Source organism: Erwinia magellanica (assembly GCF_039023495.1).
Taxonomy (GTDB): Bacteria; Pseudomonadota; Gammaproteobacteria; order Enterobacterales; family Enterobacteriaceae; genus Erwinia.
In genome coordinates, this window is sequence record NZ_JBCHVC010000004.1 from 213,753 (window position 1) to 236,268 (window position 22,516).

Consider the following 22,516-nt stretch of genomic DNA (forward strand, 5'->3'; position numbering starts at 1 on the left):
GCTCGGGGTAATAATCCGCAAAAACCGTGTAGCCTTATGATGATAACAGCAGCCGGTGACGGACTCTTCCCCTGAAATGAGGCTTATATGGCACAAGGATTGGTTATTTTACTGCATGGCGTTGGCAGCAACGGCGAGGATCTGGCCGGTCTCGGCGCTCACTGGGCCAGCGACCTGCCCGATGTGGCGTTCTTCAGCCCCAACGCCCCTTACCGGTTTGACCACGGGCCGGGCTACCAGTGGTTCAGCCTGGCTGGCGTTACGCCTGATAATCGTCCGGCGCGCGTGGAGGCGGCACGAGAAGCCTTTGACCAGCAGCTCAACGCCATCCTTGCAGAGCATCAGATGCAGGAGCAGCTGCATAAAGTCGTGCTGGTGGGCTTTTCGCAAGGGTCGATTATGGGCCTGGATGCGGTCATCTCCGGACGCTGGCCGGTGGCCGGACTGGTTGCTTTCTCTGGCAGGCTGGCCTCGCCAACGCCTTATCACCCGGCGACATCCACACCGGTGATCCTTATCCATGGCATGGCGGACAGCGTGATCCCCTTCAGCGAAAGCGAAACGGCGGCGAAGGCGCTGGCGGCAGCTGGCGTGACCGTCAGTACGCAGTTTGACCCCTCCACAGGCCATACGATATCCGCACAGGGCGCGCGTTCGGCGGCGAAATTTATCAGCAGCTGCCTCTCAGCCTGAAAAAAAGTGTGATCTGGATCGCATTTATTGTTAAGTTGCTAATAGTTTCATGGGTTATTATCACTGCCATCGAAGAGACACACTCTTCACAAGCAAACCATAAAGAAGGATTTTAACCATGAAAACTATCAAAACATTGTCTGTTGCCGCTCTTGCTGCCCTGTCACTGGTCTCTTTCGGTAGCTTCGCTGCCCAGAGCATCTCTGCACAAGGCTCTACCCTTGACAGCGCAGAAGCGCAAATCGCGGCACAGGCTAAAGCATCCGGCGCTGATTCTTATAAAATCACCAGCGCACGTGCAGACAACGGCGTGTACATGACCGCTGAACTGTACAAATAAGGATGGTTGCATAAGGAAGTGCCAGAAGAGGCTGCCCAAGGGCGGCCTTTTTTGTTTTTGTCCCTGGCTTCTCCAGCCAGCCATACCCGGCATCCGGCCTGATATCGCCTGCACTCTCCTACCCTGTTTCACCCTGTCGCTTGATATTTAGCCTGCCCGCTTCACGCTGTCGATTCAGAGTCAGCCTGCCCGTGCCAGGGCTACTGATACTCTTCAATGACCGGCGGTGTTTGCATCGGCAGCGTAATCACGAAACTGGCACCGCCTTCAGGACGATTCTCTGCACGGATCTTGCCCTGGTGCAGCGTTACAACAGCCTGACAAATGGCCAGACCAAGCCCCACGCCAGGTATGGCCGACTCTTTTTCTCCCCGTAAAAACTTCTCAAAAATCTGCGTTTCCAGCCCACGGGGAATGCCCGGCCCGCTGTCCCACACTTCCAGCGTCAGCCAGGCTGCCGGGGAGAAAGCCACACGGATGCCAATCTGCGCCTCTGGCCCGGCATATTTCAGCGCGTTTTCCAGCAGGTTGGTCAGCACCCTTTCCATCAGTGGCCCATCGACGTAAATCAGCAGCATCTCATCCGGTAGCGACAGGTTAATTTCCCTGGCGCCCAGCGAAGGGGCCATCATTTTCAGGGTGCTGCCTATCAGCTCATCAATCGCCATCCATTCGGCACGCAGGCTGAACCCGCCTGACTGTAGCCGCGCCATATCCAGCAGATTGTTGACCAGCCGGATGGTGTTCAGCGTCTGCTCCCGCATGGCGCTGGCCTGTACAGCATGGGGCGAGCCTTCACTGGCCAGATCTAAGGTGAGGATTTCCGCCTGACCGAACAACACCGTCAGCGGCGTTCGCAGATCGTGCGAGAGGGCAGAAAGCAGCGCGTTTCGCAGCTGTTCACGCTCGGCAGCCAGGCGAGCCACCGCTTCACGCTGGCTGAGAGCGATACGCTCCAGCGCATTGGCAATCAGCACCGTAAAGGTTTCAACCAGCCGCTGCTGCTCCGGGATCATCAGTTGCCGCAGGTTGAGCGGTTCCAGCACCAGCAGCCCCAGCGTCTGGTTGCCGCTTTTCAGCGGCAGGATCTGCCAGGGCACGCCCGGCAGCGTATCGGTTCCCGCCCCCGCAGGCTGCCCTTTATCAAAGCTCCAGCGGGCAATCGCTCTGTCCGGCACCGTACTGAGACGCGACTCACCCACCGCCACCAGCTCCCCTTTTTCATCCGGCAATAACAGCTCGCTCCTCGCCTGCAATCCGAGGCCGTTCGGCAGGGCCTGAGCAATATCCTGCTGGCTGAGCGCGCGGCTCAGGGTTTTCGCCATTTCATACAGGCGGCGGGCGCGCTGTTCACGGTGCCGCGCCACTCTGGCCTGATAGCGCACGCCAGCGGTAAGATTACCGACAATCACGCCCACCGCCAGCATCACGCCAAACGTCACCAGATACTGCACATCAGAGACCGCAATGGTGCCGGTAGGCATCACAAACACCAGGTCAAACGCGACAATATTCAGCAGGGTCGCCACCACGGAAGGCCAGCGGCCATAGCGCAGCGCCACCACTACCACGGCCAGCAGGTAGACCATCACCAGGTTAACGGAGTCAACGCCGGGCAGCAGCCAGCGCCCCGCCAACGTCACCAGCGCACAGGAAAGGAGTGCAGCAAGCGATCCCCGCAAGGGAAGACGCCACTTCTCATTTAACGGACGCGCATCAGAGAGCGTGGTGGTGGAAGGAGAAGGAAGATCGTCCAGCGCCACAATCACCCGATCCAGTTCCGGCCCAAGTTTACCCAGCCGTTCGGCAAAGCTGTGCCGCCGCCAGGGCCGCACAGGCCGGTGGCCGAGCAGGATCTTGCCAAGGTTATTTTCCCTGGCATAGCGCACCACGGCGTTCGCCTCATCCGGGTCGGAGAGCGTGGCGGTCTCTGCCCCAAGATCCTGCGCCAGTTGCAGAGTGCGCAAAATTCCCCGGCGTTTGGCTTCAGAAAGGCGGTGCAGTCGCGGCGTTTCCACATACACCGCATGCCAGACGCAGTCGAGTCGGGCGGCGAGGCGGGCAGCCGTTCGCACCAGCTTTTCGCTGCCGCTGTTATCGCCAATGCAGAGCAGGATTGCGTCGCGCGTGTGCCAGACTTTCTCCCGCCCCTGGCTGTCTCGCCAGGCCCGCATCTGATCGTCAACGCGATCTGCGGTACGGCGCAGCGCCAGCTCACGCAGCGCAAACAGGTTGCCCTTGCGGAAGAAATTCTCAATGGCGCGCTCGGCCCGGTCGCCAATGTAGACCTTGCCCTCCTTCAGCCGCTGGCGCAGGTCGTCGGCGGGCAAATCCACCAGCACCACTTCATCGGCCGCATCAAAAAAGGGGTCCGGCACGGTTTCCCGTACGCGGATGCCGGTGACGCCGCCAACCACGTCGTTCAGGCTCTCCAGATGCTGCACGTTGATGGTGGTCATCACGTCCATACCGGCATCCAGCAGTTCGTCAATATCCTGCCAGCGTTTAGGGTGCCGGGAACCTGGCGCGTTGCTGTGCGCCAGCTCATCCATCAGGATCACCGCCGGGTGGCGGGCCAGGGCGCCATCCAGATCGAATTCCGGATGGCGGTTCTGCCCCGTCGCCCGGCGCGGCAGTATGGTTAACCCTTCCAGCAGCGCAGCCGTCTCCTCGCGGCCATGCGTCTCTACCACGCCTACCAGCACCTCCAGCCCCTGCATACGCAGCCGACGCGCCTCCTGGAGCATCGCCCAGGTTTTACCTACTCCGGCACAGGCGCCAAAATAAATTTTCAGCTTGCCACGGCCACTTTCCCTGGCTTGCAGCAGCAGCGCGTCCGGATCGGGGCGCGGCAGTTCATCATTCATGAGCACTTCCTGTTATCAGCTACTGCACTGCATCCAGCGCCAGGTTCAGTTTCAGCACGTTCACGGCTGGCTCGCCAATAAATCCGGGGAACGGCACAAAGGTGTTCTCTTCTATCAGTCGCTTCACCTCTTCGGCAGGCATCTTTCTGGCAGCCGCAACGCGAGGAGCCTGCCAGTAAGCGGCTTCAGGCGAGATTTGCGGGTCAAGCCCGCTGCCGGAAGCGGTCACCAGATCGACCGGCACCGCCGCGTCTGCCTGCGGATTAGCCTGGCGTAAGGCGGCTATCCGCTGCTTAACGGCCTCATCCAGCGCCGGATTGCTGCCAGCCAGGTTACTTCCTGATGAAGCCGCCGGATTATAGGGTGTGGCGGCGGTAGCGGAAGGACGCCCCCAAAAATAGTCAGGGGCGGTAAAATTCTGTCCAATCAGCGCCGATCCCTGCACTTTACCTGCATTTTGCAGCAAAGAACCGTTCGCCTGTACGGGAAACCACCACTGCGCCAGCAGCGTGGTGAGTAAAGGATAAAGCAGTCCGGTGATGAGCGTTAGTAACAGCAGTAAAATCACCGCAGGGCGCAATTGACTCATGATACTACTCCTTAAAACCAACCGGTCACGGTCAGCAACATATCGATTAACTTAATGCCGACAAACGGCACCAGCAGACCACCAACACCGTAAATCCACAGGTTGCGACGCAGTAGCGCGGCGGCACTCAGCGGACGATAGCTGACGCCGCGTAGCGCCAGCGGGATCAGAAACACAATCACCAAAGCGTTAAAGATAACCGCCGAGAGAATGGCGGAATCTGGCGAGTGCAACTTCATAATGTTCAGGGCGTTAAGCTGCGGATAAGTCACGGCAAATGCCGCCGGAATGATGGCAAAATATTTGGCGACGTCGTTGGCGATGCTGAAAGTAGTCAGCGAGCCACGGGTCATCAGCATCTGCTTACCGATATGCACAACTTCCAGCAGTTTGGTCGGGTTTGAATCGAGATCCACCATATTTCCCGCCTCTTTGGCCGCCTGAGTGCCGGAATTCATCGCTACGGCTACATCAGCCTGCGCCAGCGCTGGCGCATCATTTGTGCCGTCTCCGGTCATCGCCACCAGTCGGCCCTCAGCCTGGTACTGGCGGATCAGCGCCAGCTTCGCTTCCGGTGTCGCTTCTGAAAGGAAGTCATCCACCCCTGCCTCGGCAGCGATGGCGGCAGCGGTGAGCGGATTGTCGCCGGTGATCATGATGGTTTTGATCCCCATTTTGCGCAGCTCGGCAAAGCGCTCTTTGATGCCGCCCTTAACGATATCTTTCAGCGCCACCACGCCCAGCACTTTTGCCCCTTCACTGACCACCAGCGGCGTTCCCCCGCCACGAGCCACCTCTTCCACCAGTTTATTGACCGCAGAAGGAAATTCGCCGCCGCTGCTCTCTGTATGACGACGAACCGCATCCACCGCCCCTTTACGCACCATCCGGTTCTGCACGTTGACGCCGCTCATCCGCGTTTGCGCCGAGAAGGGGATAAAGGTCGCCCCCATGCTGTTGAGATCGCGCTCGCGCAGGTTAAATTTCTGTTTAGCCAGCACCACAATACTGCGCCCTTCCGGCGTTTCATCCGCCAGCGAGGCGAGCTGGGCAGCATCAGCCAGCTGCTCTTCCGTCACGCCCGGCGCAGGCATAAACTGTGTGGCCTGCCGGTTCCCAAGGGTGATGGTGCCGGTTTTGTCGAGCATCAGCACATCCACATCCCCTGCCGCTTCCACGGCACGCCCGCTGGTGGCAATCACGTTAGCCGCCAGCATGCGGCTCATCCCCGCCACGCCAATGGCGGACAGCAGGCCGCCAATGGTGGTCGGGATCAGGCAGACCAGCAGCGCCACCAGCACGGTGATGCTCACCGGGTTACCGCCCCATACCGTAAAGGGATAGAGGGTTGCGGTCGCCAGCAGAAAGACAATGGTCAGCGCCACCAGCAGGATAGTCAGCGCGATTTCATTAGGCGTTTTGCGGCGGGTTGCGCCTTCCACCATCGCAATCATCCGGTCGAGAAACGTTTCGCCAGGGTTTACGCTGCACTGCACCACCAGCCAGTCCGAAAGGATGCGCGTGCCGCCAGTGACCGAAGCGAAGTCGCCGCCAGACTCACGGATAACCGGCGCAGACTCGCCGGTGATGGCACTTTCGTCCACCGAGGCGCCGCCCTCCAGCACTTCCCCATCGCAGGGAATGATGTCCCCCGCTTCCACCAGCACCACATCGCCCTTGCGCAGGGAATCTGCCGCCACCTGTTGATGCGCAGAACCATATTTCGGCGTGCTCATCTTTTTGGCATAGCTGGTTTTCTGGATGCCTTTCAGGCTGTTGGCCTGCGCCTTGCTGCGTCCTTCTGCCAGCGCTTCGGCAAAATTGGCAAACAGCACGGTGAACCACAGCCAGAGCGAAATCGCTCCGGTAAACATGGCGTTACCCGGCGTTTTTCCTGCCAGCATCGCCAGCGCCAGCAGCGTGGTCAGCACACTGCCGAGCCATACCACAAACATCACCGGGTTACGGAACTGCACGCGGGGACTCATTTTTTTCAGGGCGTCACTCAGGGCGACACGCATCAGCGCACCGTCAAACAGCGCCTGTTGATTACGACTCATGATTCTTCTCTCCGGCGATTAATGACCGACCATCTGCAAATGTTCCGCAACCGGCCCCAGAGCCAGTGCAGGGATAAACGTCAGTGCGCCCACCAGCAGCACGGTGCCGATCAGCAGGGCGATAAACAGCGCGCCATGCGTCGGCAGCGTGCCGTTGCCTGCTGGCTGCACGTTTTTCTGCGCCAGCGAACCAGCAATTGCCAGCACCGGAAGAATGATGCCGAAGCGACCCACCAGCATGCAGAAGGCCAGCAGCAGGTTCCAGAACGGCGTGTTAGCACTCAGGCCCGCAAAGGCGCTGCCGTTGTTGTTGGCGGCTGACGACACCGCATAGAGCACCTCACTGAAGCCATGTATGCCCGGATTCGCCATCGCGCTGCCTCCTGCGCCGGTCATCATCGCCAGCGCACTCCCCAGCAGCACCAGCGTGGGCGTGACCAGGATTGCCAGCGCGGTCATCTTCATCTCCCGGACGTCGATTTTCTTGCCGAGATATTCCGGGGTGCGACCGATCATCAACCCGGCAATAAACACCGCCAGCAACACAAACAGCAACATGCCGTACAGGCCGGCACCCACGCCGCCAAACACCACTTCACCAATCTGCATCAGCCACATCGGCACCATGCCGCCCAGCGCGGTGAAGGAGTCATGCATCGCATTGACGGCCCCGCACGAGGCCGCCGTGGTGATCACGGCAAACAGGCTTGAATTGAGGATACCGAAGCGGGTCTCCTTGCCCTCCATATTGCTGGCGCTCTCTGCACCCAGCGTGAGGAAGTGCGGGTTGCCGTTTACTTCCGCCCACATCACCACCGTGACCGCCATCACGAACATGATCGACATCGCCCAGAGCAGCGCGTGGCCCTGACGACGATCTTTCACCACGTCGCCAAAAGCGAAGCAGAGCGCCGCCGGGATCAAAAAGATCGCCAGCATCTGCACAAAATTGCTCAGGGCAGTGGGGTTTTCAAACGGATGCGCCGAGTTAACGTTAAAGAAGCCGCCGCCGTTGGTGCCCAGCATCTTGATCGCTTCCTGAGAGGCCACCGGCCCCATCGGCAGCGTCTGCCTGGCCCCTTCCAGCGTGGTCAGATCAAGGTAGCCGTTGAGGTTTTGTAAGCTTCCCTGGCTGACAAAAAACAGGGCAATCACCAGAGAGAGCGGCAGCAGGACGTAGAGCGTAATACGGGTAAGATCGCGCCAGGCGTTGCCCAGCGTTCCCAGGGAGCGATTAGCAAAGCCCCGGATCAGCGCAAACGCCACGGCAATTCCGGTGGCGGCAGAGAGGAAGTTTTGCACCGTCAGCCCCGCCATCTGACTGAGATAGCTGAGCGTGCTCTCACCGGCATAGGCCTGCCAGTTGGTGTTGGTGACAAAGCTGATAGCGGTATTCAGCGCCAGATCCCACTTCAGGCCGGGGAGCTGCTGTGGATTGAAAGGCAGGCTGCCCTGAGCCATCAACAGGCTCATCAGCAGCACAAAGCCGACGAGGTTGAACAGCAGGATCGCCAGCAGATAGCGCTGCCACGCCATTGGCTGAGTCTCCACGCCGCTGGCCTGCCAGAGAAGGCGCTCAAAGCGGGCAAATCCGGGTAAAGGCTGGTCTTCAATCAGGCGGACCAGCCCGGCACCCAGCGGACGAGCCAGGAGCATTAACAGTGCCAGATAGGTGGCGATCAGAAGAAATGCGCTGGCGGCCATCAGAAGCCCTCCGCATTTATCAGGGCATAAACCAGGTAGATCAGCAACAGGAACACCAGCACAATGCCGGTTAGCAGGGCGATACTCACAACACACCTCCGGGGCGCTTTCAGATGGCGTTATTGTTGCGGGTCCGCTGCAAAGTTGATGTAAAAATGCGGGGGTGGGCTGTAAAAATTGTATAAAAATGACCGGGATGAAACATTAACACTCAATGAGTTAGCGATTTGTTTTTGATTGTTGGGATAGTTGCTGCTAATGATAATTATTATGATAATATCGGTTATCCCTGTCAGACCCTGCTCCTGTTAACCCGCTCTGCACCGTGAAATGTAATCGCTTACACCCGTGCAAATGCAGCGCGCTGACGGCAGGCTGGAGATGAGACCCATTATGAATCACATTGTGTATGTAGTGGATGATGACGAATCCGTAATCGCCGCACTCAGCAACCTGCTGAGTTCAGAAAATTATGCCGTTGTACCCTTCTCATCTCCCCAATGTTTTCTTGCCCATCCTGCTTACCAGCAGCCCTGCTGCCTGATACTCGACATTAATATGCCGGGCGCAGATGGTTTTGACGTGACGCAGGCGCTGGCTACGCGCGGGTATGCCATTCCCACAATATTTTTAACCGGATTCGGCTCGATTCCGGTTACGGTTAAGGCGATGAAGGCGGGGGCTTACGAGTTTCTCACCAAGCCCGCAGAGCCTGAAAGAGTGTTACAGGCAGTTTCTGAAGCTATCCAGCTCTCTGAAAAGAACCTTGAGGTCTCCTCCGATAAACTGGAGATGACCACCCGTCATCAGACGCTGACGCCCAGAGAGAGTGAGGTGATGCTGCTGGCGATCGGCGGGCTGCTCAATAAACAAATTGCCGCAGAGATGGGCATCAGTGAGATTACCGCCAAAGTGCATAAGCGCAGGGTGATGGAGAAGATGAAAGTTCGCTCGCTCTCCGACCTGGTCAGAATTGCCGACAGGCTGAACCTCCTTATTTCCCGGTCGCGCTGAGCGGATCAAGGCAGTCAGCGTCAGACGACGCTGATACAACCACTCACTCCGCCAGCGGTTCGGCAGGAAGCGTGAACCAGAAAACGCTCCCCAGGCCAGGCCTGTTTTTCGCTTTCAGCTCACCGGCATGTTTTTTGATGATCTCACTACAGATGGTCAGCCCCATTCCCATGCCCTCTTTCTTGGTGGTATAGAAGGAGTCAAACAGCCGATGCTGCACCTCTTCATTAAGGCCTGTACCGGTGTCACGCACTTCAAACAGCAGCGTTTCCGGCGTGGGGTTGGAAGAGGCAAAAGTCAGAATACGGCAGCGCTCTGCGTTCTCGCTCATGGCATCAATGGCGTTCACCACAAGATTAAGCAGCACCTGCTGGATCTGAACCCGGTCGCAGAATATCTCTGGATGCGTGGCGGTCAGATTAAGCTCCAGCGAAATCCCTCTTCTCTCCAGCTCCATGCGGGAGAGCGACAGAATATCGCGGGCAATCAAATGCAGGTTAGCGCGGGTAAATACAGGATCGTGCTTGCGGGTCAACGCCTGTAGTCCACGGATAATTTCTCCGGCGCGTTTTCCTTCGCTGAGTATTTCATCCAGGCTGCTGCACGCTTTATCCAGATGCACGGGATCTTTTTTCAGCCAGCGCAGGCTCGCCCCGGCATTGGCCACTATCGACATCAGCGGCTGATTAATTTCATGAGCTATTGAGGCTGTCAGCTGCCCCACGGTGGTGGCCCGTGACACGCGAGCAAGATCCGCCTGGGCCAGCCGCGCCGCATCTTCAGAACGGCGCTGCTCGGTGATATCGGCGATAGTGCCAAAATATTCTTCAGCCTCCGGCCAGCTTTCCACAGGATCCCCTATTCCCTTGATATAGCGGCACTCTCCATCCGGTCGCAGAACCCTGAACTCAGCCTGCATGCTGACGCCTTTACGCACGCTCTCCTCCACCAGCGCATGGATACAGGGATGATCGTCAGGATGCACCCGCGTCAGGAACTCAGCCATGGAAAACGCCGTCAGATCCTCAGGCAGCCCCAGAATATGCCGGTACTCATCAGAGACCAGCATCAGGTCCTTTTCCAGATGCCAGTGCCAGGTGCCGGTATGACTGATTTTTTCGCCCAGCATCAGCGAAGTCTGGCTGGCGCGCAGCTGTTTCTCTACGTGCCTGCGCTGCTTGTTCTCCTCCAGCAGTTCAGCGTAAAGCCTGACGGTTTCCAGCGACACTGCCGCCTGCGCGCCCAGCATGGATACAATTCGGGAATGCTCTGCGGTGAAGACGTCAGGCATCAAACGATTTTCCAGATAGAGCACGCCTACCATCTGCGCCTGCCTGAACATCGGTACGCACATCACCGCCGCGCCGGAAGCAACCAGGTAGGGGTCCTGACTGAAGGGGCTGAAAATTTCAGGCTTAACGGTACGGATTTCCTGCCCCGTGCGGATAACGGCGGTAAGCACCGAGAGCGGCAGGTCTGTGGCAACAGGCGTCTCTTTCACCATTCTTACCCGAATACCCTCTGCCGTGGTTTCTGCTCTCGCTTCAATTTCCGGCACCGTCCCGTCAATTAACCGTATCAGCAGACAATGCTGCGCCCCGGCTCTTTCCAGCAGCATCATCATCAGGATATTGATCAGCCGGTCCAGGTTAATCTCCTCCGTCAGGGCGCGCACGGCAGTTACCACGCTTTGCAAATCACCGATGGCGGCACTCTGGTCAAAGGAGACAGTAGTGAACGGTGAATGGGCGGCAGGGGCGACCAGCGCCGGGTGGCGCAGTTCGAGCTGGCGAACTTTTGCTTTTGCCCCCCACCGCTCCCAGCCGGCCATCGCCCCTTTCATATAGGCGTCTGCGGCAACAGAGAGGCCGCATGAGGAGGCGAAGCTGGCAGCCAGCTCGTGCGCCAGCGCGTTGATATGGGTAAATTGCCCTTCGCGTGACAGCGCTATCGCCACTTCGTACTGCTCAGCGGCACGCGCCACATTTCCCTCCAGACGCTCAATTTCCGCCTGAACCAGCGCCGCTTTGTCGGCAAAGGTTTTGGCATTCTCCACCGACCAGGTGAGGATTTTGTCATAATGGCGGCTGACTTTTTGCCGCGTGGCGGCGTTCCAACTCTCCGGCGTCAGGGTCAGGGTGCAGGCCAGCGCGCTGTAGAAGTGAAAATCCAGCTTGTGGATATGGCCCGGAATATTTTCCGTCAGCGGAGCGGCCTGCTCAAAACAATGGCTGGCACAGCGATATTCCCCGGCAAAAAAACAGGCCATCCCTTTATAGACCCAGTACCAGAACTGCATCAGGATGATGGGCGCTGCGGCGGTTTCCGGAGCGTAATGCTGCAAAGCAGTCGCGCTGAACCCTTTTCCAGAAAACGGCAGTTCGGTGGGATTACGCAGGAAACAGACATAGTCCCGCTGCATCTGCAAAATCACCTCCACGTCGTGATACTGAGCTTTGCGAACAAACGCCAGTCCCCGATCGATCGAGGTCTGCACCCCTTCAAGATGATCGCCCCGCGTCAGATAATTCATCACCAGATGCCGCAAAGCCAGGCAGGCGGAGGTGCGGTCGCCATTGGCTACGGCGGCATCAAACGTGGCTTTGGCGCACTCAATGGTATAGGTCACCGGCATGGTCCAGATGCTAACCTGGTCCAGCGGCAGCAGCGTCCGGGCCTTGAAGCTGGTGAAATCGTGCTGATAAACCAGCTCCCTTGCCAGCAGCGTGCTGGCAAAACCGCGGCTGTATTCATCATAGTGATCGCCACACAGCACACCGTACCAGGAGAGCGCAAAGGTGGAAGCGCCAGTGATGCCCTGATCCATGGTCAGGTGCAGCATTTTGCAGATAATCATAAAGTGCAGTCGAGGACTGACAAAGGTGGCAAACATGCTGGCGCTGGCCATCAGGTTCATCACCGCTTCGGTTTCCCTGCTGGCCATCAACGGTAGCGATCTGAAGCGGGTATAGGGATTTTTCCCCACCTGTTCTTTCAGTTTGATTCTGGCCACATCGCACTCTTCTTTATCCGGAAAGCGGTTAAGATGAATGCCAAACACCGCCAGCCAGGCGATTGCCGTTTCCAGCGCAAGCTGATTATCAGACTGACGCATATGAATTTCCGCCAGCAGACAGGCGGCTACCGCCTTATCCGTGAGTTTACCCGGTGCATGCAGCACTCTTTCACACAGCCCAAGCGCTGTGGACAGGTTTCCCAGCAAAAATTCACACTCGGCCTCCTCAAGCAGAAAGGTAAAGTGCTCTTCAGGTGCCATCTTCTCGCCGAGAAGATGGGCCGTTTGTAAAAAGCGCAGCGCAGAGACGTAATCGCCGGTATTTTTTGCCTGCCGCGTAGCCAGCAGGATCAGCGCGCGATATCTGGCTGCTTCCGGGCGGATCAGGGCGCTATTTTGCACGCAGGCGATATGGTAGATCGCCCTGAAAAGCGAGTCGGTACTCGCCTCGCCCTCGGCCAGCGCCACCAGCCGGTTAGCTGCACGAAAATGCAGGGCATCTTTCTCCGCGCTCTGGAGCAGGTTCAGGACCGCTTCCTGCACGCGGTCATGGGTAAAGGCGAAAGTGTGCGCCGTCAGCGTGATGAGTTGCGCGGCCACGGCAGGGGAAAGATCGGTTTTCAGCTTCTCTACCGACAGGTTCAGCACGGTTGCAGATAACAGGAGTTCACCCGACCCGCCCAGGCAGGCTACATGCCCCAGCAGCTTTCGGGTGTTAACCGGAATGGTTTCCAGCTGTTGCAGCACTCTGCTGGCCACATTTTCCGTGTACTGACAGGCTTTTATCGCCTCCAGATCGTAGTGCCACTTCCCGGATGTGTGGGGCTGGCCGATCAGGCGATCCTCCACGGCCTGTCGTACAAATTCACCGGTAAACAGCGGATTGCCGCCGGTCTTTTCACGGATCACCTGGGCCAGATCGTTTGCCAGCACGGGACGAACATGGAAGAGACCGGCCAGCCAGCCAGCGATCTTTTTTACCGAAAGCGGGTCTGGAGAGATATCCACACTTCGGGAGACCGATGTCCGCAAGCGGGTGAGATGCGCAGCAATTAACGGGCAAGGTAGCGAGGTCCGATCCCGGTGCGCCACCACCACCATCAGCGGAATAGCTTCATCCAGGCTCAGGAGATGCTGGAGCAGCGGCAAGCTGGCCTGATCGGCCCAGTGCAGATCGTCAATAAGAATAACCAGAGGCCTGCCCGGATTGGCCAGCGCCTTAATCATACTGCTGGCCATATTGTTGAACCGATCCCTGGCGTCCAGCGAGTTGGCGTCAGTCGGCAGGCGAGCCTTCCTGTTCAGCAGGATACCAAGCTCCGGGATGAAATGTACCGCCAGCCCGGCGTAATCACCTAAAAGACGGGTAAAGTGGGTACGCCAGCGCGCCACATCCGTAGCCGCCAGCCCAAGCAAATTGAGCACCAGCGAGCGGAAAGCCGCGATAAGAATGCCGTAGGGTAAGACGGGAGAGTGGCGATCGGCCTTCACCATCGTCAGAAGGACATTTTTCTGTTGCAGCTTTTTTAATGCAGAGGCGATCAGCGCTGACTTTCCACTGCCCGGCGCACCGCTGATGATAACCAGACTGTGCGTTCCACTGCTGCTGACCTTATCAAAAGCCTGCAAGATCTCTGCTGCCTGGGGATGATCGGTATAGAGCTTCTCTGAGCCAAAGCCGTTTTGCCGGGTATCCTGTAGGCCCAGGGTAAATGTCCCGATCTCGCCCTGCGGAGTCAGCGTGGAAAGGCAGCGGCGAAGATCGGCCAGCACCCCTTCTGCCGTCTGGTAACGTTTATCGGGCGATTTCGCCAGCAGCCGTAAAATCAGCGAAGAGAGAGCAACCGGTACTTCAGCACGCAGCAATTGCGGAGAAGGCGCTTGTGAAGCGATGTGATGGTGAACCCACTCTGCATGGCTCCCTTCCGGTGTGCCGAACGGCAGTTTGCCGGTCAGCAGCTCATATAACACGATACCCAGGCTGTAGAGATCGCTCTGGCTGGTGACCTGATGCGCCGTGCGCGAGGTGTGCTCTGGCGACATATAGGCCAGCGTTCCGCCTGTTGTAGGCAGGCGCGTCGGTAGCAGCGCCCCGGTTTGCAGCCAGGCCAGACCAAAACCCCCCAGCCGAAACGTGCCCTCTTCATGGAGGAAAAAATTCGAGGGTTTGATATCACCATGCACAATACCCTGTTGGTGCATCTGGCTCAGCGCTGAACAGATCATCACCGCGCTGTTAAGGAAGTCATAAAGAGACTGCGGCCCCAGGCTCAGGAAGTCGGCCAGCGTCCGGTAAGAGAAAGTGGGATAAACCAGCGCGTATTTTCCCTGATAAAGGGTATGAGCAACCGGCTTAATTGCCCATTTTGCACTGAGGTTCTCGCGCAGCAGGAACTCATTTTTCAGCAATTGCGTGGCCTGAACCACCCGCTCTTCACGGGTCGCCGTCGCCAGCATCCAGCTCTCGCCGCCTGAGGGATTCCGGCAAAACAGCCATTCCGCATGGCCTGCCTGCACCAGCGGCGTTACGATAAACTCTGCCGGTAAGGTGAACTCATCACTTTCAGATCCCCGAAGAGCCAGAGGCGTTGTGCTCATGGTGGCGTATCTCTTGAGCTGAATTCGTTATGAATATGTCCGAACAAGGTATCGATATCAATGGGCTTGCGTAAAAAAGCCAGCGCGCCCAGGCTGATGGCGTACCAGAGCATGCTTTCATCCCCCTGGCCGGAAATCAGGATCACCTGCGGGTTCTCCTTCCGGCGGGTAAGCTCAATAAAAAGCTCGAAACCACTTATGCCTTTCAGGTTGATATCAATGATAAAAAAGGCCGCCTCCGCCAGCAGGCGATCCTCAGCCAGTAATGCCTCGGCAGAGTCGAAAACCTGGGTTGCATAGCCTTCAGACTGGAGCAGATTACTCAGTCCACTGCGGACCGAACGTTCATCATCAACGATCACAATGCACTGGGGCGGCTTCATGCTGTTATCCTTACCCCGGCTTATGCGGGCTTCCTTATCAAGGCTTGTCGCCGGAAGGCGGTGGCGTACCGCTGATTTTTGGCACGCACTCATGGCGGAACCAGGCGAGCGTCACCGGCTCACGTTTAATCACTCTTTTCAGTAAAGGGATGAGTTGTTCTCCAACCAGCATACCAAACAGCCCCAGCAGAGCAATCACGGGCGGTGCCGGCGAGTTCACTTCAATCAGGGAGTAAATGACGCCAGCCAGAATGCCGGTCAGTAATGCAATGGCGTAGGATTTCAGCATGTCAGACCGCCTTTTTACCTGAAGCCGTCGGGAGGGCCTTCTCTGTGCTCAGAGAAAGGGTGTGCTGTGCGGCAACCTCTTTGTGGGAAAATTGCAGACTTAACTGACCGCCAATAATCATGCCCAGCAGGCCCACAAGGGCTACGGCAGGGGGTGCCGGAGAGCGAACATTAAGCAGCGCATAGACCAGCCCGATCAGCACGCCAGCCCCCAAAGATATCAGTAAAGGACTCATGGTGACTCTCCTGTCATCAGTCAGGGCGGGCCGGCATATTGATGCCAGCCCGCCTGGCGAAATTAGCGAGCCGGAACCGGAGCCAGCGTACGGTGTTCGCTCTTCTGACGTGATGGCGCTTTGTGCACCATGGTGTAGGCATAATCCACGCCGATGCCGTAAGCACCAGAGTGCTCTTTGGCAATATCCATCACTGCGTTGTAGGTATCTTTGTGCGCCCAGTCACGCTGCCACTCCAGCATAACCTGCTGCCAGGTTACCGGGATCACGCCCGCCTGGATCATACGCTGCATAGCGTAATCATGCGCTTCTTTGGTGGTGCCGCCTGACGCATCAGCCACCATATAGATTTCGTAACCGCCTTCCAGCATGGCACACAGAGCGAAGCTGTTGTTGCAGACTTCTGTCCAAAGGCCTGAAACCACAACTTTTTTCTTGCCGTTTGCCGCCAGGGCATCGCGCACCTTCTGGTCATCCCAGGAGTTCATTGAGGTGCGTTCCAGGATGTCCAGATTCGGGAAAACATCCAGCAGCTCTGGGTAGGTATGGCCTGAGAAGCTCTCGGTTTCCACGGTTGTGATGATGGTAGGAATGTTGAAAACTTTCGCCGCTTTAGCCAGTGCCACGGTGTTGTTTTTCAGAACCTGGCGGTCGATTGACTGAACGCCAAACGCCATCTGAGGCTGCTGGTCGATGAAAATCATCTGGCTGTTATGAGGCGTCAGTACTTCAAGTTTGGAGTTAGTCATGAAAATGCCCATTAAGGTTTAGGTGACTGAGTGTCCGGGGCGTTGCTGTTCCCGATTGGCGTGACAGTGTTCAGGTCAGGAGAGGCGTGTAGCGGCCCCCTGACGGCCGGGGCCTGTCGTCACTGTCTGAGCAAATTGTAAGAGGGTTTTTCAGGGCTAACTATTATCTCTGTGTATAACTATACGTTGGTATACCTATCCGTTTGTATAACTAGACGCTGCTCCCTTCCTCTCACCATACTTCCGCCTGTAGCAGGCCTGACGTTTCACGTGACGGCGCGTTCCGTGGCCTCAGCCTTTTCGTTCATCAACATTCAGGAGGTTTTATGGTCACGCCCGGTAAAGCGGATCTTATTTTCACGAACGGTAAATTTCATACGGTTGACCGCGAAAACCCCGTAGCGGAAGCCGCGGCCATCCACGACGGTAAATTTCTCGCCGTCGGCAGCCTTGCTGAAGTGATGCAGTACCACGAGGAAGGCACCAAATTAATCAATCTCAACGGACATACTGCCGTTCCCGGCCTTAACGACTCCCACCTCCATCTGATCCGCGGCGGCCTGAATTACAATCTTGAACTGCGCTGGGAAGGCGTCCCTTCGCTGGCTGATGCCTTAAGAATGTTGAAAGAGCAGGCGCTGCGCACCCCCAACCCACAGTGGGTAAGAGTGGTTGGCGGCTGGACCGAATTCCAGTTTGCCGAGCGCCGTTTGCCTACGCTGGACGAGATCAACGAAGCCGCGCCAGATACGCCGGTCTTTATCCTGCATCTGTATGACCGCGCCCTGCTTAACCGCGCCGCGCTCAGAGTGGTGGGCTACACCAAAGATACGCCGAACCCACCGGGTGGCGAGATCCAGCGTGACAGTAACGGTAACCCTACCGGCATGCTGATTGCCCGTCCGAATGCGATGATCCTCTACTCCACGCTGGCGAAAGGCCCGAAACTGCCTCTGGAATTGCAGGTCAACTCCACCCGCCAGTTTATGCGCGAACTGAACCGTCTGGGGCTGACCAGCGCCATTGACGCCGGTGGTGGCTTCCAGAACTACCCCGAAGATTATGAAGTCATTGCGGAGCTGCATGAGAAGAAGCAGATGACTTTACGCATCGCCTATAACCTCTTTACCCAGCGTCCCGGCCATGAACTGGAAGATTTCGAAAAATGGACGGATATGCTCTCGCCGGGTCAGGGAACCGATTACTTCCGCCATAACGGCGCCGGAGAGATGCTGGTCTTCTCGGCTGCTGACTTTGAAGATTTCCTGGAACCCCGTCCCGATCTGGCTCCCGGTATGGAAGATGAGCTGGAGCGCGTGGTGCGCCATCTGGTTGAGCACCGCTGGCCTTTCCGCCTGCATGCCACCTACGATGAGTCCATCAGCCGCATGCTGGATGTCTTTGAAAAAGTGAACCGTGAGATCCCCTTCAACGGCCTGCACTGGTTCTTCGACCATGCGGAAACGGTCACGCAGCGCAATATTGACCGCATCAAAGAGCTTGGCGGCGGCATTGCGGTTCAGCACCGTATGGCCTTCCAGGGTGAATACTTTGCCGAGCGCTACGGTATTGAAGCCACGCGGCATACGCCACCGGTAGCGAAAATGCTGGAAAGCGGCGTGCCGGTAGGGCTGGGAACTGACGCCACGCGAGTCGCGAGCTATAACCCCTGGACCGCACTTTACTGGCTGGTTTCTGGCCGGACCGTGGGCGGCATGCAGATGTATGACGTTAACGCACGGCTCGATCGCGAAACGGCGCTGATGCTCTGGACCCAGGGAAGCGCCTGGTTCTCCAGCGAACAGGGCAAAAAAGGGCAGATTAAAGCGGGCCAGCTCGCAGATATGGTGGTGCTGAGCAAAGATTACTTCAGCGTGCCGGAAGAAGAGATCAAAGGAATTGAGTCTGTCCTGACTGTAGTGGATGGCAAAGTGGTCTATGCCGCCGGCTCCTTTAGCGCCGAAGCTCCGCCATCGCTGCCAGTGCTGCCCGACTGGTCGCCGGTAGTCAAGGTGCCGGGACACTATCGTAGCGCACCGCCGCAGGCAAACGCTCGCGTGGGGATGATGCAGCAGGCTCACCATTGCAGCGGGCCGTGTGGCGTGCACAGCCATTCGCACGATATCGCCCGTGGCGCTAACGTTCCGGTTGCCGAAGATAACGCCTTCTGGGGCGCGCTCGGCTGTAGCTGCTTTGCGTTCTGATATGATGAAAAATCACCTGATTCAGTCGCCCCGCATCGATGCGGGGCTGTTCTTCCTGCGCCTGGCCGGTAGCCTGCTGTTGCTCTATGTACACGGCCTGCCAAAGGTGTTTCATTTCAGCGAAGAACTGACGCATATCGAAGATCCCTTTGGCCTCGGCCCGTGGATGAGCCTTGTCCCGGCCATTTTTGCCGAAGTTATCTGCCCACTCTTTATTATCGCTGGCTTCGGCACACGCCTGGCCTGTCTGCCGATCATCGGCGTGCTGCTGGTGGCGATGCTGTTTGTGCATCCTGACTGGAGCATTGCCGAAGGCCAGTTCGGCTGGCTGCTGCTGATCCTGTTTGGCACCCTGGCGATAACCGGCCCTGGCAAATGGCGTATCGGGGCGAATCGCACCAGGGAGGTTCGCTTTGGCGCAGGTTAACGATCTTCATGATGTGGCGGTAGAAGCGGCCATTCCGGACGTTGCAGCCTCGCCCTGGCAACCGCTGCGACAGCGTGTTTTCCGCACGCTGTGGATAGCGACGGTGGTGTCGAACATCGGTTCATGGATGAACGATGTTGGCGTGAACTGGAGCATGCTCACCTTAAGCGCCGATCCGCTTTCGGTGGCGATGGTTCAGGCCGCCAGCAGCCTGCCGATGTTTCTGTTTGCTCTGCCCTCCGGGGTGATGGCCGATATTGTGGACCGCCGTAAGTACCTGCTTTTTTCACAAATCTGGGTATTTATCGCCGCTGCTGCCCTGGCCCTCCTCTCCTTTACCGGGCAGGTTACGCCGCTGGTTCTGCTGATTGCCGCTTTCCTGCTCAGCACGGGTGCGGCAATGAGCTCCCCGCCTTTTCAGGCGATAGTGCCGGATCTGGTCAGCAAGGCGGAGCTGGGGCCTGCTATCGCGCTGAATTCACTGGGTATTAATATCAGTCGGGCCATCGGGCCGGCGCTGGGCGGGCTGATCATGATCTTTGCCGGCCCCTGGCTGGTTTTCCTGCTGAATGCCGTTTCAGTGCTGGGCGTTGCCTGGGTGCTTTATCGCTGGAAAGCAGAACCGGCAGTACAGCGCCTGCCGCCAGAGCACTTTTTCTCTGCCGTCCGGGCTGGGCTGCGTTATGTCCATGCGGCGCCGGTGCTGCGTAATGTTCTGGTGCGTACCGTTGCCTTCTTTGTGTTTGGCAGCGCAGGTTGGGCGCTTTTACCGCTGGTTGCCCGGCGTGAGCTGGGCCTGGGGCCGGGCGGCTATGGCATTATGCTGGCCTGTATTGGCGTGGGAGCGATCTGCGGGGCCATTATGCTGCCCCGTCTGCGCAAGCGCTTTAATCCCGACAGGCTGATGGTGCTGGCGAGCCTGCTTTTTGCCATCACGCTGCTGGCACTCGCTTTTGTCCGTCACTTCTGGCTGCTGAACGCCTTTGAGTTCTTTACCGGCTTCTCATGGATCGCGGTGCTTTCCACGCTGAACCTGGGGGCGCAACGTAGCGCTGCAAAATGGGTAAAAGCCCGCGCGCTGGCTGTTTATCTGACCGTGTTTTTTGGTTCGATGACCATTGGCAGCGCCGTGTGGGGGCAGCTTGCTTCTCATTACGGCATTCCCGTCTCGCTGGGCGTGGCGGCGCTGGGAATGGTGCTGGCCTGTGCCACCGTGTTCCGCTGGCGGTTGGATCTCGATCCCGACCTCAACCTGGATCTCAGCAGCAGTAACCAGCCTGTCCCCGCGCTGGAAATTCATCACGATCGCGGGCCGGTGATGGTGACCTGTGAGTACCTTATTCGCGAGGATGACGCCCACGGCTTCACCCTCTGTATGCAGGATATGCGGCGAGTGCGCAAGCGGGGAGGTGCCATCAACTGGTCTGTGTATGAGGATATTTTGCAGCCCGGTATCTTTGTCGAAACCTTTATCGTTGGTTCCTGGATGGAGCATTTACGCCAGCAGGACCGCTACACCATGAACGATCAAAAAATTCAGAATCGGGTTTATCAGTTCCATCAGGGAGAAACACTGCCTGAAGTACGCTATCTGGTCGCCCCGCTATAAATGGGTTCCTTTTTTTTAACTGTTAAAGGCAAGGTCAAATTATGAGCACATTAAAAACATCAGACGGTACGCAGATCTATTATAAAGACTGGGGCACAGGCAAACCGGTGCTGTTCAGCCACGGCTGGCCACTGGATGCCGATATGTGGGACAGCCAGATGAACTTCCTTGCTGAGCGTGGCTATCGGGCTATCGCCTTTGACCGCCGGGGATTTGGTCGCTCTGAGCAGCCGTGGACCGGCTATGATTACGACACCTTCGCCAGCGACATCAACGACCTGATCACCAGCCTGGATTTGCAGGAGGTCACGCTGGTCGGCTTCTCGATGGGCGGCGGCGATGTGACCCGTTATATCAGCCAGTATGGCAGTTCCCGCGTGGCGGGCCTGGTGCTGTTAGGTGCTGTGACCCCTATTTTTGGCAAGGCCGAAGATTATCCACAGGGTGTGGATCTCTCTGTATTTGAGGGTATCAGGCAGGGCTTGCGCAGCGACCGCGCGCAGTTTATTAAAGAATTTAATACGCCGTTCTATGGCATCAATGCGGGACAGAGCATTTCTGAAGGCGTGCTGACGCAGACGTTGAATATTGCGCTGCTGGCTTCGCTAAAGGGCACGTTAGATTGCGTTACGGCTTTCTCAGAAACGGATTTCCGTGCTGATATGCCGAAAATTGACGTTCCTACGCTGGTGATCCACGGCAGCAATGACCAGATAGTGCCTTTCGAAACTACCGGCAAGCTGGCCGCAGCCAGCATCGCGGGTGCTGAACTGAAAGTTTATGATAATGCGCCTCACGGTTTTGCCGTAACCCATCAGGAAACGCTGAATGCCGATTTGCTGGCATTTTTGCAGGCCCGCCAGTAAAGCAAAAAGCGCTGAGCAATCAGCGCTTTTTCCCGCTCTTAACGCGAAGGGTGATTCACTTCCACCGGACGCAGGTCAAACAGCAGCACTTCCGCCTCTTCACCCTTGCTGAACGTCAGCGCCTGCTCATTGCGTACCCGCGCGCCGTCACCGGCTTTGAAGGCTATGCCGTTAACCGTTACCGCACCGCGAGCCACGTGAATATAGGCGTAACGATTTTCATCCAGCGTAACGGTCTGCTGCTCATCGCCATCAAAGAGACCCGCGTAGATACGCATGTCCTGACGTACTTTAAGCGCCTCACCTTCACCTTCTGGCGACACAATCAGTCTGAACTGGCCACGCTTTTCACTCTCCGGCACGGAAACCTGCTGATAGCCCGGCGGGGTATTTTTTTCGGCAGGCACAATCCAGATTTGCAGGAAATGCACGCCTTCAGTGCTGGAGTTATTAAACTCGCTGTGCGTGACGCCGCTGCCTGCGCTCATCAGCTGCACATCACCCGGTACAATCACAGAGCCGGTACCCATTGAATCTTTATGCGCCAGTGCACCCTGCAACACATAAGAGATAATTTCCATGTTGCTGTGCGGATGCGCGCCGAAACCACGGGATTTGGCAACGCGGTCGTCATTTATCACCAGCAGGTCAGAGAAGCCGGCCTGTTTAGGATCCCAGTAATTGGCAAACGAAAAAGTATGGTGAGAATGTAACCAGCCGTGGTCGCCCACTCCGCGTTGCTCTGACAATCTTTGCTCAATCATGGTATTTCTCCTTTCCAGGTTTTTTAAGGGGTCGGCGGGCGTCTGCCCTTCCGGTAGAGAGAGAATATAAGTAAACTCAATTGCCCAGCAATGGCCTGAAAAGGCAATG

18 protein-coding genes are annotated in these 22,516 nt (G+C 57.4%); 7 read left to right on the top strand and 11 right to left on the bottom strand.

Annotation, left to right across the window (positions count from 1 at the left end; all coding sequences use genetic code 11):
- The first annotated feature begins 87 nt into the window (after nucleotides 1-87).
- Entirely contained in the window at nucleotides 88-693 is a 606-nt protein-coding gene (locus AAH450_RS15465) for an alpha/beta hydrolase (RefSeq protein ID WP_342910994.1), read from the top strand.
- Nucleotides 694-811: 118 nt separating this feature from the next.
- Nucleotides 812-1,033 carry a YdgH/BhsA/McbA-like domain containing protein gene (locus AAH450_RS15470; RefSeq protein ID WP_318789220.1) on the top strand — a complete coding sequence of 74 codons (222 nt, stop codon included), beginning with the start codon at nucleotides 812-814 and terminating at the stop codon, nucleotides 1,031-1,033.
- A gap of 200 nt (nucleotides 1,034-1,233) precedes the next feature.
- Here AAH450_RS15470 and kdpD read toward each other — a convergent pair whose 3' ends face one another.
- From kdpD to kdpF, 5 genes are read right to left on the bottom strand one after another with little or no spacing between them, the layout of a single operon-like run.
- Nucleotides 1,234-3,900, bottom strand: coding sequence for a two-component system sensor histidine kinase KdpD (gene kdpD, locus AAH450_RS15475; protein WP_342910995.1), 2,667 nt, complete (start codon nucleotides 3,898-3,900; stop codon nucleotides 1,234-1,236).
- A 19-nt stretch (nucleotides 3,901-3,919) separates the two neighbouring features.
- The gene (gene kdpC, locus AAH450_RS15480; protein ID WP_342910996.1) at nucleotides 3,920-4,489 is read right to left on the bottom strand and encodes a potassium-transporting ATPase subunit KdpC; all 570 of its coding nucleotides are present in this window, start codon (nucleotides 4,487-4,489) and stop codon (nucleotides 3,920-3,922) included.
- An 11-nt stretch (nucleotides 4,490-4,500) separates the two neighbouring features.
- Nucleotides 4,501-6,549 (bottom strand): potassium-transporting ATPase subunit KdpB, encoded by a 2,049-nt coding sequence (gene kdpB / locus AAH450_RS15485; protein WP_342910997.1) that lies wholly within the window; start codon nucleotides 6,547-6,549, stop codon nucleotides 4,501-4,503.
- 18 nt (nucleotides 6,550-6,567) lie between these two features.
- A complete protein-coding gene (gene kdpA / locus AAH450_RS15490; RefSeq protein ID WP_342910998.1) occupies nucleotides 6,568-8,253 on the bottom strand; it encodes a potassium-transporting ATPase subunit KdpA in 1,686 nt (561 codons plus the stop codon).
- A complete protein-coding gene (gene kdpF, locus AAH450_RS15495) occupies nucleotides 8,253-8,342 on the bottom strand; it encodes a K(+)-transporting ATPase subunit F (protein ID WP_342910999.1) in 90 nt (29 codons plus the stop codon). The genes kdpA and kdpF overlap by 1 nt, the downstream gene beginning before the upstream one ends.
- Nucleotides 8,343-8,646: 304 nt before the next feature.
- Between kdpF and AAH450_RS15500 the strand changes: the two genes are divergently transcribed.
- Complete coding sequence (locus AAH450_RS15500) at nucleotides 8,647-9,267, top strand: response regulator transcription factor (protein WP_342911000.1); 621 nt, start codon at nucleotides 8,647-8,649, stop codon at nucleotides 9,265-9,267.
- Nucleotides 9,268-9,310: 43 nt separating this feature from the next.
- On the opposite strand, the gene AAH450_RS15505 is transcribed toward AAH450_RS15500, so the two are convergent.
- From AAH450_RS15505 to AAH450_RS15525, 5 genes are all read right to left on the bottom strand, one after another.
- Entirely contained in the window at nucleotides 9,311-14,881 is a 5,571-nt protein-coding gene (locus AAH450_RS15505; RefSeq protein ID WP_342911001.1) for an AAA family ATPase, read from the bottom strand.
- Entirely contained in the window at nucleotides 14,878-15,264 is a 387-nt protein-coding gene (locus AAH450_RS15510; protein WP_342911002.1) for a response regulator transcription factor, read from the bottom strand. The genes AAH450_RS15505 and AAH450_RS15510 overlap by 4 nt, the downstream gene beginning before the upstream one ends.
- A gap of 37 nt (nucleotides 15,265-15,301) precedes the next feature.
- Entirely contained in the window at nucleotides 15,302-15,553 is a 252-nt protein-coding gene (locus AAH450_RS15515) for a XapX domain-containing protein (RefSeq protein WP_318789211.1), read from the bottom strand.
- Nucleotide 15,554: 1 nt separating this feature from the next.
- Nucleotides 15,555-15,788, bottom strand: a complete 234-nt coding sequence (locus AAH450_RS15520; RefSeq protein WP_342911003.1) for a DUF1427 family protein — start codon at nucleotides 15,786-15,788, stop codon at nucleotides 15,555-15,557.
- A gap of 62 nt (nucleotides 15,789-15,850) precedes the next feature.
- A complete protein-coding gene (locus AAH450_RS15525; RefSeq protein WP_342911004.1) occupies nucleotides 15,851-16,537 on the bottom strand; it encodes a hydrolase in 687 nt (228 codons plus the stop codon).
- Between the two features lie 326 nt (nucleotides 16,538-16,863).
- On the opposite strand from AAH450_RS15525, the gene AAH450_RS15530 reads away from it, so the two are divergent.
- From AAH450_RS15530 to AAH450_RS15545, 4 genes are read left to right on the top strand one after another with little or no spacing between them, the layout of a single operon-like run.
- Nucleotides 16,864-18,741: an amidohydrolase gene (locus AAH450_RS15530; protein WP_342911005.1), complete on the top strand. Its 1,878-nt coding sequence runs from the start codon at nucleotides 16,864-16,866 to the stop codon at nucleotides 18,739-18,741.
- A gap of 4 nt (nucleotides 18,742-18,745) precedes the next feature.
- Entirely contained in the window at nucleotides 18,746-19,168 is a 423-nt protein-coding gene (locus tag AAH450_RS15535) for a DoxX family protein (RefSeq protein WP_342911254.1), read from the top strand.
- Nucleotides 19,155-20,777, top strand: a complete 1,623-nt coding sequence (locus AAH450_RS15540; protein WP_342911006.1) for an MFS transporter — start codon at nucleotides 19,155-19,157, stop codon at nucleotides 20,775-20,777. Before AAH450_RS15535 ends, AAH450_RS15540 begins: the two co-directional genes overlap by 14 nt.
- A gap of 41 nt (nucleotides 20,778-20,818) precedes the next feature.
- A complete protein-coding gene (locus tag AAH450_RS15545; protein ID WP_342911007.1) occupies nucleotides 20,819-21,643 on the top strand; it encodes an alpha/beta fold hydrolase in 825 nt (274 codons plus the stop codon).
- Nucleotides 21,644-21,681: 38 nt separating this feature from the next.
- Here AAH450_RS15545 and AAH450_RS15550 read toward each other — a convergent pair whose 3' ends face one another.
- Nucleotides 21,682-22,407: a pirin family protein gene (locus tag AAH450_RS15550; protein ID WP_342911008.1), complete on the bottom strand. Its 726-nt coding sequence runs from the start codon at nucleotides 22,405-22,407 to the stop codon at nucleotides 21,682-21,684.
- Nucleotides 22,408-22,516: the final 109 nt, after the last annotated feature.

Bases quoted from the DNA above. Each gene is read 5' to 3' on its own strand.
- AAH450_RS15465 (WP_342910994.1), top strand. From the start codon at position 88: ATGGCACAAGGATTGGTTATTTTACTGCATGGCGTTGGCAGCAACGGC.
- AAH450_RS15470 (WP_318789220.1), top strand. From the start codon at position 812: ATGAAAACTATCAAAACATTGTCTGTTGCCGCTCTTGCTGCCCTGTCA.
- kdpD (WP_342910995.1), bottom strand. From the start codon at position 3,900: ATGAATGATGAACTGCCGCGCCCCGATCCGGACGCGCTGCTGCTGCAA.
- kdpC (WP_342910996.1), bottom strand. From the start codon at position 4,489: ATGAGTCAATTGCGCCCTGCGGTGATTTTACTGCTGTTACTAACGCTC.
- kdpB (WP_342910997.1), bottom strand. From the start codon at position 6,549: ATGAGTCGTAATCAACAGGCGCTGTTTGACGGTGCGCTGATGCGTGTC.
- kdpA (WP_342910998.1), bottom strand. From the start codon at position 8,253: ATGGCCGCCAGCGCATTTCTTCTGATCGCCACCTATCTGGCACTGTTA.
- AAH450_RS15500 (WP_342911000.1), top strand. From the start codon at position 8,647: ATGAATCACATTGTGTATGTAGTGGATGATGACGAATCCGTAATCGCC.
- AAH450_RS15505 (WP_342911001.1), bottom strand. From the start codon at position 14,881: ATGAGCACAACGCCTCTGGCTCTTCGGGGATCTGAAAGTGATGAGTTC.
- AAH450_RS15510 (WP_342911002.1), bottom strand. From the start codon at position 15,264: ATGAAGCCGCCCCAGTGCATTGTGATCGTTGATGATGAACGTTCGGTC.
- AAH450_RS15515 (WP_318789211.1), bottom strand. From the start codon at position 15,553: ATGCTGAAATCCTACGCCATTGCATTACTGACCGGCATTCTGGCTGGC.
- AAH450_RS15520 (WP_342911003.1), bottom strand. From the start codon at position 15,788: ATGAGTCCTTTACTGATATCTTTGGGGGCTGGCGTGCTGATCGGGCTG.
- AAH450_RS15525 (WP_342911004.1), bottom strand. From the start codon at position 16,537: ATGACTAACTCCAAACTTGAAGTACTGACGCCTCATAACAGCCAGATG.
- AAH450_RS15530 (WP_342911005.1), top strand. From the start codon at position 16,864: ATGGTCACGCCCGGTAAAGCGGATCTTATTTTCACGAACGGTAAATTT.
- AAH450_RS15535 (WP_342911254.1), top strand. From the start codon at position 18,746: ATGAAAAATCACCTGATTCAGTCGCCCCGCATCGATGCGGGGCTGTTC.
- AAH450_RS15545 (WP_342911007.1), top strand. From the start codon at position 20,819: ATGAGCACATTAAAAACATCAGACGGTACGCAGATCTATTATAAAGAC.
- AAH450_RS15550 (WP_342911008.1), bottom strand. From the start codon at position 22,407: ATGATTGAGCAAAGATTGTCAGAGCAACGCGGAGTGGGCGACCACGGC.